Origin of the sequence: Peptoniphilus sp. (genome assembly GCF_022767005.1) — a bacterium.
Taxonomy (GTDB): Bacteria; Bacillota; Clostridia; order Tissierellales; family Peptoniphilaceae; genus Peptoniphilus_A.
Map to the genome: position 1 here is coordinate 1 of NZ_JALEOV010000013.1, position 9,010 is coordinate 9,010.

The 9,010-nt window shown below is 36.2% G+C and carries 8 protein-coding genes; 2 read left to right on the plus strand and 6 right to left on the minus strand.

Going from position 1 to position 9,010, the window contains the following annotated elements:
• Nucleotides 1–189: 189 nt before the first annotated feature.
• A complete protein-coding gene (locus MR285_RS01155; RefSeq protein ID WP_293557287.1) occupies nt 190–1,701 on the minus strand; it encodes an aldehyde dehydrogenase family protein in 1,512 nt (503 codons plus the stop codon).
• A gap of 499 nt (nt 1,702–2,200) precedes the next feature.
• Between MR285_RS01155 and MR285_RS01160 the strand changes: the two genes are divergently transcribed.
• Both MR285_RS01160 and MR285_RS01165 read left to right on the plus strand, forming a co-directional pair.
• On the plus strand, nt 2,201–2,569 hold the full coding sequence (locus MR285_RS01160) for an EXLDI protein (RefSeq protein WP_293557288.1): 369 nt from the start codon (nt 2,201–2,203) through the stop codon (nt 2,567–2,569).
• A 199-nt stretch (nt 2,570–2,768) separates the two neighbouring features.
• Nucleotides 2,769–3,062: a DUF3847 domain-containing protein gene (locus tag MR285_RS01165; protein WP_293557289.1), complete on the plus strand. Its 294-nt coding sequence runs from the start codon at nt 2,769–2,771 to the stop codon at nt 3,060–3,062.
• Nucleotides 3,063–3,425: 363 nt separating this feature from the next.
• Here the strand turns inward: MR285_RS01165 and MR285_RS01170 are convergent, their stop codons facing one another.
• The 5 genes from MR285_RS01170 to MR285_RS01190 form a co-directional block, all read right to left on the minus strand.
• Entirely contained in the window at nt 3,426–5,684 is a 2,259-nt protein-coding gene (locus MR285_RS01170) for an excinuclease ABC subunit UvrA (protein WP_293557290.1), read from the minus strand.
• Nucleotides 5,677–6,105: a MarR family transcriptional regulator gene (locus MR285_RS01175; protein ID WP_293557291.1), complete on the minus strand. Its 429-nt coding sequence runs from the start codon at nt 6,103–6,105 to the stop codon at nt 5,677–5,679. Before MR285_RS01175 ends, MR285_RS01170 begins: the two co-directional genes overlap by 8 nt.
• 117 nt (nt 6,106–6,222) lie before the next feature.
• Entirely contained in the window at nt 6,223–7,458 is a 1,236-nt protein-coding gene (locus MR285_RS01180) for a cation:proton antiporter (protein WP_293557292.1), read from the minus strand.
• A 190-nt stretch (nt 7,459–7,648) separates the two neighbouring features.
• Nucleotides 7,649–8,308, minus strand: a complete 660-nt coding sequence (locus MR285_RS01185; RefSeq protein ID WP_293557293.1) for a TetR/AcrR family transcriptional regulator — start codon at nt 8,306–8,308, stop codon at nt 7,649–7,651.
• A 191-nt stretch (nt 8,309–8,499) separates the two neighbouring features.
• Nucleotides 8,500–9,010, minus strand: a 511-nt coding sequence (locus tag MR285_RS01190) for a ClbS/DfsB family four-helix bundle protein (protein WP_293557294.1), incomplete at its 5' end; no start/stop codon positions are given.

The following is a 9,010-nucleotide window of genomic DNA, read 5'->3' on the forward strand; positions in this document are numbered from 1 at the left end:
ATAATTACCGAGGCCAGCGGAATGTTTTTCTTCTATCATAGGCACCTCATTATAATGGGTATTTGGAAAAGCGTGTAGCGACTATCCTCTATTTTAGCGGATGGCCCGGTCAAGTACAAGACGGCGGCCCCAATAGAAAAAAGTTTCCGCCGGCCGGCGGAAACTTTTAAGGGGTATAGGTGCTGGAGCTTAGTCGTTCACAATGCAGCAGTCTTCGCTATCTGCATCATAGAAGCCGCTGGGGGCATCAGACAGGTCGATCATGATGTTCTTGACCTGGCTGTATTGGTCCAGGATCATCTTGTGGGTTTCCCGGCCAATGCCGCTTTCCTTATAGCCACCGAAGGGGGCGCCGGCGGGGATTTGGTTGTAAGTGTTGACCCAAATCCGGCCGGTTTCGATTTCCCGGGCGACTTTCAGGGCCCGGGTGATGTTTTGGGTAAAGACCCCACCACCCAGGCCGTAGACGCTTTCATTGGCCATGCGGATGACATCGTCGGCGTCTTTGAAGGGGATGACCACCCCAACTGGCCCGAAGATTTCTTCCTGGGCCACCCGCATGTCGTTGGTGACGTTGACCAGGAGGGTCGGGGCCAGGAAGGCGCCCTTGTCGTATTCGCCGCCGGTGAGTTGTTCTCCACCGCAGGCGACCTTGGCCCCTTCTTCCTTACCGATGGCGATGTATTCGAGGATTTTCTTCATTTGGCCAGCGTTGATTTGGGACCCCATGGCGGTGTCCTTATCTAAGGGGTTACCGACTTTTAAGCCCTGGAATTTTTCAACGGCTTTTTTGACAAAGTCTTCGTAAATAGTTTCTTGAACAAAAATCCGGCTGCCGGCACAGCAGACCTGGCCTTGGTTAAAGAGAATACCCAATTGGACACCATCTAAGGCCTTGTCCATATCGGCATCATCAAAGATGATGTTGGCACTCTTGCCGCCCAGTTCCAGGGTAGCGGGAATAAGCCGCTTAGCAGCTGCTTCGGCAATATCCCGGCCAACTTCAGTGGACCCGGTGAAGGCCAGTTTATCCAGGCCGGGGTGGTTCTTGACGAAATCGCCGGCGGTGGACCCTTTACCGGTAATAACATTCAAGACGCCTTTCGGCAAGAGATCAGCAATGAGTTCGGTAAAGACGAGTATGGACAGGCTGGTGGTGGAAGAAGGCTTAAAGACAATGGTATCACCGGCGGCAATAGCCGGAGCCAATTTCCAAGCTGCCATTAAGAAGGGGAAGTTCCAGGGAACGATTTGTCCCACCACCCCAATGGGTTCGCGTAAAATCAAGGAGAGGTAGCGGCCTTGAAGGACGCTGGCCTTGCCTTCGTCAGCAATGATGGCCCCGGCAAAGTAACGGAAGTGCTCGGCAGCAAAGGGAATGTCAATGCTGGAGGTTTCCCGGATGGGTTTCCCATTATCCATGGTTTCAACGGTGGCTAAGAGTTCCGCGTTTTCATCAATGATATCGGCAATTTTGTTCAGGATGGCAGCCCGTTCGGCAGGCTGGGTGTGACGCCAGCTGGCAAAGGCTTCCCGGGCGGCTTTGACGGCATCATCAACGTCTTTTTCGGAGGCTTCGGCGATATTGGCCAGGTGGTCTCCCGTGGCCGGATTGCTGGTTGCAACGGTTTTACCACCTTCGGCCTCCCGCCATTCACCATTGATGTAAAGCTTGTAGCTATCTTTTAAGTTCACATTCATGAGGGTCTTCCTTTCCTGAAACGAGTATAAATTGAAGGATTGTATCTATTCCTGTCTATAACCGTCGTCCATTTGTGCTAAACAGCACTTGTTCAATATGTTGACAAGGTGTTGCAAGTGGATACATTTTTTATATATTACCTTAAGGAGATGATAATATGGCCACCAGCAAGATAGAAATCCGAACGGACCAGAGCCTTAAAGAAGAAGCGGCCACCAGATATGCGACCCAGGCTGATTGGGACCGGTTTTCAGGCTAAGCCCAGGGGATATATAAGGAGGTGGCCAATATATCCGATTGGAATAAGCATAGCTTCAACAAACCCTATTGATGGCGGGCTAGCCCGCCATCAATAGGGTAACATATCGGAGATCTCTCCCTACTATTTTGGTCTCACATCATTTACAAATGTACACACAGAAAGCAGATATAAAAAAATGGCTTAAAAATAGTATAATATTATCCAATATAGGCTAACAAATTTATGGAGGACAGATTATGAATTATGAAGAAATAAAACTTAATGTTTCAAATAATAAAATTAGAGAATATAAGCAATTTGACGGATTAAAATTATATTCTGATATCTTTAAATCTGAAGATGAAAAGATATTGACTAATAAAAGGATATATATTACTAAAAAGCAAAATTATGTTTATTATGAAAGAACAGATGTAAATTGGAATTATTGGTCGAGTAGAAAAAATTATAATTCAACATTCAATCCGGAGGATATTAAACATAATATTATATTCGAAGTTTCATCAAAATTAAGCGACTTTACTAAATATCTGGGAGAAGAACTCATTCAGAAAATTGAGTCGAAGCAGAAGAAGGGAGAATTTGTTGAGATATTAGATATTTAATTATAGCGTGATAATTAGATTACTGACCCAAAATATAACATCTACTCAAGCATATAAAAATCCCATTTTGCATAACCTAAAACTTAATAAAAAACTAAAATGAAAACAGTAAATCAAATCGGTTTACTGTTTTTTTCTTTGCTCAAAAACAAAAAGAAAGGAAAATAGAAAATGAAAAATATATGATGAAAAATTTTTAATGGCGGAAGAAGAAATCAAGCAGTTACAAAATAAGAGAAAAAAGCTCATCAGTCAACAGGAACAAGAAGAACGAAAAAAGAGAGCTAGACGCCTTTATGAAAAAGGAGCAGTCTTTGAAAGTATTTTTACCGAAAGCAAGGACTTTACTAAAGATGAATTTTATCAACTCATCACATTCGCAAATATCAAAGAAGCACTCAATCAAAAAATATTAGAAGTTATAGCAAAGCGAGAAGAAGGCGAAAAGCAAAATGTAGAAACACAAGAGGAAGAAACAGACATTGAAGAATAGTCCCTTGTTTACAATGGCGCACATATACACCTTAACGAGACTGTGAAATAAAGTCTGTAAATTAGCCTCCTATGATAATTTGATTTTACCCTAGAAGGCTACATTTCTTTACTTATTTACAGACTTTTCTCCCCAGTCTCTATCCCCATACATATCAGTCTCCTTAATTCACAGTTATCCCTTAATCTCCTATTCTAAATAACACGTAACATTTACCTCCGATTATTTAACTCATTTTTCATTCACATTATCTATGAAAACAAATATTGCTGCCTCCTTTTTAAGCATATAAATAATAGGTAAAGTTTTATATACATATAATTCCATTTTCTAAAATTCAGCAACATGAATTCACACCTTTACTTATGTATCAATGCATAAAAATCTTCTCAAATGACTTGCAGTAAAAGAATTTCGGCATTTAAGAAAATCAATTGGATATCCTTGAAATAACAACTTTCCGCCTTGACTTCCTCCTTTGGGTCCAAGATCAATAATCCAATCTGCCTGACTAATAACAGATAAATTATGTTCTATAATTATTACTGTATTTCCTTCTTTTACTAATTTATGAATCAGCAACAATAAATTGCCAATGTCCGACTCATGTAATCCTGTTGTAGGTTCATCTAAAATGATAATTTCTGAGGTATGATTTAGTAACATTTGTGCTACTTTTAATCTTTGTAATTCCCCGCCGGAATATGAGTCAAGGGATTGTCCAAGTTTTATATAAGATAAATTGGCTTTAATAATAGATTCTAATGTGTTTCTTATCAATTTATTATCAAAAAACACCTCCTTTGCTTCTTCAGCGGTCAATTCCAATATTTCGCTTATATTTTTACCTCTATATAGGTATGACAGTGTTTTTTCATTAAATCTCTTTCCTTGGCACTTTTCGCAAATTTCTTCCGAATCTCCAAGATAAGCCAAGTCAAGTTTAACAATACCTTTTCCTTTACAGACAGGACAGGCTCCTTTTCCCGTCATTGAAAAAAGCGATATATCAACATGGTTTTCTTTACTAAAAACCTTTTTTATTTCATCATATAATTTTAAATAAGTAGCAATATTAGAACGGCTAGATGCTCGAGGCATACTTTGATCTAAAATAGTAGACTGCGGATATCTATTTGCAAAAACTTCTCGTATTAATGTACTTTTTCCAGAACCAGCAAGTCCTGTTACTAATGTGATGGCATTTTCAGGGATTTTAACAGAGATGTTCTTTAAATTATGTTTTGATATATTAACAAGTTCATAATATTTTTTGAATTGCTTCTTTTCTGAGGCTATTGTATGTTTTTTTAAAAATGCTTTTGCCGTAACTGTATTTGACCTTAACAAATCTTCGAACGATCCTTGAAAAGTAACTTTACCTCCATGAACCCCTGCTCCTTCACCAAAGTTAATTACCTCATCAGATACCTTAATCATGTCTGGATCGTGGTCAACAAATAAAACAGTATTCCCTTTATTTTTGATTTCTTTAAATATATTAGTGATACCTTTAATATCTTGAGGATGAAGCCCTACACTTGGTTCATCAAAAATGTAAAGAACATCCGATAAAGCACTGGTCAAGTACTTAACCATCTTTATCCTTTGAGACTCGCCACCGGATAAGGTACTTGTCAGTTGGTTTAATCTTAGATAAGATAAGCCTACAAGAGACAAACCGTTTAATTTTGTTTGTAATTCATTAATAATAATAGATACGCTTTCTTCATCAATTCTATCTAAAAAATGATATAGATCATTAACCATCATATCTGCGCAATCAGCTATGGATTTATATTGTATTTTCGCACTTAATACTTCATCATTTAATCTAGTCCCATGACACTTTGGGCATACTGTTGTTGTTAAAACTCTAGCCAAATCTTTTTTATATTTTGTATTTTCTACATTTACAAATCCATTCATAATTCTTGGAATGACGCCGAGATATTTTGCCGTTTTATGCCAGTTTTTTGTGGGATTTTCAGGTTTAATTTCTTGTGAATACAAAAGTAAATCAAGTTCTTCTCTCGTATAATCACTTATTTTCTTGTCATTATCAAAAAATCCTGATTCTGTATATCTTGTTAACCTCCAGCCACCATTTTGAAATGTTGGAAAATTTATTGCGCTCTCATTTAACGACTTATTAAAGTCAATTAAACTTTTGGTATCTATTGATTTTACGACACCTAATCCTTGGCAATTCTTGCACATTCCCTGCGGATTATTAAAGGAATACTTCATAGAGTAACCAATAAAAGGCTTGGCAATTCTTGAATACAAAAGTCTTAAATCTGAATAAATTCCAGTAACTGTCCCTACTGTTGACCTTGAGTTTCCTTGTAATCTTTTCTGATTGATAACTAAAGAAATTGGAAGATTTGAAATTGAGTCAGCTAAAGTCTTCTTGTATTTAGGCAACAAATTTTGAATATAGCTTGAATAGGTTTCATTAAGTAACCTTTGGGATTCATTTGCGATGGTATCAAAGACAAAAGACGATTTCCCCGAGCCTGAAACTCCTGTAACTGCAATAATTTTATATTTAGGAATCTTTACTGAAATGTGTTTAAGATTATTCGCAGCTGCATTTTTTATAACTATGAATTTATTCATCCGCCTTTAACCTCGACATACGCAATTCCCTTGACAGTTTATTTGATAAATAAGTAAAAGCTTCCTGTTCTTCTTTAGAAAAGACATTTAAGGCCCTTTGATGAAGTGCTGTATGCTTTAGTGAAATATCATCAAGTAAAATTTCTCCTTCTTCAGTAATGGAAGTATATAGCTCTCTCCCATCGGATTGGTTAGGTAATTGTTGTATATATCCTTTTAACTTCAACCCTTTTAGTGCCTTTGATATCTTAGTTCGTGAAATTCCCAAGACAACGCTTAATTTTGATGGTAAAATTCTTTCTTCTTTTTTTAACTGGTACAAAATATCATACTGTAACCAAGTAATTTGTTTCGGATTTACTAAATTTCTCTCTGCAACCATTTCACATTGCAAATCTATAAGAGCTACTTTTAAGTCCATTTTATTCTCCTTAATTATAATTTCTATATAGAAATTATATCACTTTCGAAATTATAATTCATCTTTCTAATTATAATTAGGATAAACTTTAAAAATAACTCATTACTCGCTTAATAACTACTTACTCTCGCTCTTTGTATTACTCAATTCTCCTGCCCATTGGAATCCTTTTTTTGCAGTTATTACTGCAATAATTTCGTTAATTACGGCTGCTGCTGCAATGGTTCCTTGAACAATTTTTGAACACTTTGGAGCTGGCGTAGCTAAAACTGAAACGGCGATCCCAGTAAATACCAAGGAAACGCCAGAGTGTGGTAAAAGTGTTAAGCCAAGATATTTCTTTACAGTTTCAGGACATTTTGTAATGCTCGCTCCAAAATATGCTCCAAAATATTTTCCTGCTGCTCTTGCTATAATATAAATTACAGTAAATAAACCAGCTCCAAGAATCAAGTGGTAATCTAAAGGTGCTCCTAAGTTTAGAATTACAACAATCATGGAGATGCTTAAAATAGGGCTAAAGCTATGCATGATCTGTACAAGACGTTTTTTTGAAACCATATTGGAAAAGGTTGCGGAAAATGCCATGCCGATTAGCATAAAATTCAAAACAGGTCGAGGCAAAATCAATATATTAAAAATAAATCCAACAGAAGATGCTACTATAATCATGGCAATCAACAAAATCAATGTAGAAGATTTGCTTCGCTCTTTTTTCAATACTAAGCCAGCTAACAAACCTGTTACAATGCCTATAAGCAAAGGCAGTATTACAATAAGAGTAATCATGTATGCTGGTAAATCGCCGGCAGAAAGATTGCCTGCAACTATTGCAATAGTCGTGAAAAAGACTATACAACCTACAATATCATCTAAGGCTGCCATGGGGATTAAGGCTTCGGTAACTGGTCCTTTTGTATTAAATTCTCGTACAATTGATAAGGCTGGAGCTGGTGCTGTTGCAAGTGCAATTCCGCCAAAAATGAATGCCAAATATATTGGGATATTCGCTTTGTAGAATACTATGCTAAAAACCAGTGATACAATTAAAAATGTGCCCAAGGATTGTGTCAATGTAGTTATTACAATAGCCTTTCCAGACTCTTTTATTTTGTCCCAAACAAGTTCAGTCCCAATCATTAAACCAACACCACATTCAAGAATGTGATTCATTGTCTGATACCACTGAGCATCTAAAAGCGTTTGATTCATAAGTGAGAGTGCATGAGGTCCCAAAAACATTCCAGCAATTAACCATCCCAATATTGATGGTAATTTCAATTTTGAAACAAGCTTACCCACAAGAAAAGCAATCCCTGTTGTGAGTAATAGCCTAAAAAATAATATAATCATTTTGTTTAACCTGACCTTTCTGAGGGGAGTGCATATGCTGCTCCTTTTTTTAATGACTTGAATAACAAATCCATTCTTATTTCCTCTTTTTATTGAAAAGTATCTTTCAAGATACTTGTTAAAGATTCTAAAAAATTTTATATTAGTTCAATATTTGCTTAATACCAATAATTACTATATAAAAGTAAACTTACTCCGATTTCAATTTTTTATCTTTAGGATTTTTTTCTTTTGGTTCCTTTGCAACACCATAGAGTATAATGTCAAAAATTGCAGACAATCTTCCCTCGTGGTCATTGATGAGTTCTCGGTAGTCTCCATTTTGCTCTGATTTTTTTTGAAAATAGCTGTTGAACATTTCACTAACACCTAAAAAGTATTCCAAAGCCATCTCTTTTGTAATCCCATCTCGCAATGTAAGAAAATCCAAAAGGGCAAGATAATACTTACTGAAATACTCATCAAAACCACTGCGCAACTGGGCAAGTTCATGAGTTAAATGTTTTGGAGGTTGTAAGACTGCATTGAAAAAAATATTGGCATATTGTGGATTGTCTTGAAAAAATTTTTGTCTAATCAGGAGGAAATTTTGCAATCCATCTTTAGCACTTTTAATTTCAAAAGGTTGTGCTTTCAAAGTCGCTGTCAATTCATCATAGCAAGCTTTTACGCAAAGCAAGTACAGCTCATCCTTTCCCTTAAAATTATGATAAATCAATCCTTTGGAAATCTTTCCTACTTCGCAGATACCATTAACTGATGCTCTATAATAACTTTTACTACCAAATTCTTTAAGTGCAGCAGCAATAATACGCTCCTTAGTTTTCTGAGTCTTTTCTTGTTTTTTCATCTTTACCTCCTTGGTATTATTGACTACATGGTCTATTATAGTAAAATATGGACCGCATAGTCAATAACTAAAATTTAAACTCTCTGTCCTTTCTATTTAATTTTTAGCAATAAAAAACAGTAAACCTATTGATTTACTGTAATGTTGCCATTTATAACATGATATTTAATTTTTGAATTAGATAACTGCAATTATAAGGCTATCTTCTTCCATTTTCTTATTTTTGTTCTAAATGTTCCAAAGGGTGCAACAGTATTAACATGAATAAACTTATATACTTCCCATACTGCTGTTTTAGTCGCTTCATCAGCCCACTTTCTCATATGTGGTTTAAATAATTCTTCCTCGCTTAATAGATCAATCATCTCATAAATAGAATTAATATTTTCATTTAATTTGGCTTTTAACTCTTGTAGAGATAAATGAGCGTAAGTATCTGTGAAATACTGATATAACTCGCCTAATTGATTCCATTTGAATTTATCGGAAGGTGTCTTTACTTGAATGCCCTTTCTTTCATCTTCTTCCCATTTAAGAACTAAAGTCGTCCAGCCTACTTGATAAGCAAGATTTTCCGCTGGAGTTCTGTCAACTTCATTAACTCTCTTATCTTTTAAATTTTCTGGAATGTCATCAAATTCTGAAATATATTTTTGAAAGGTCTTATTTATTTCAGCTTTGAGTTCCTCTTTATTTTCATAT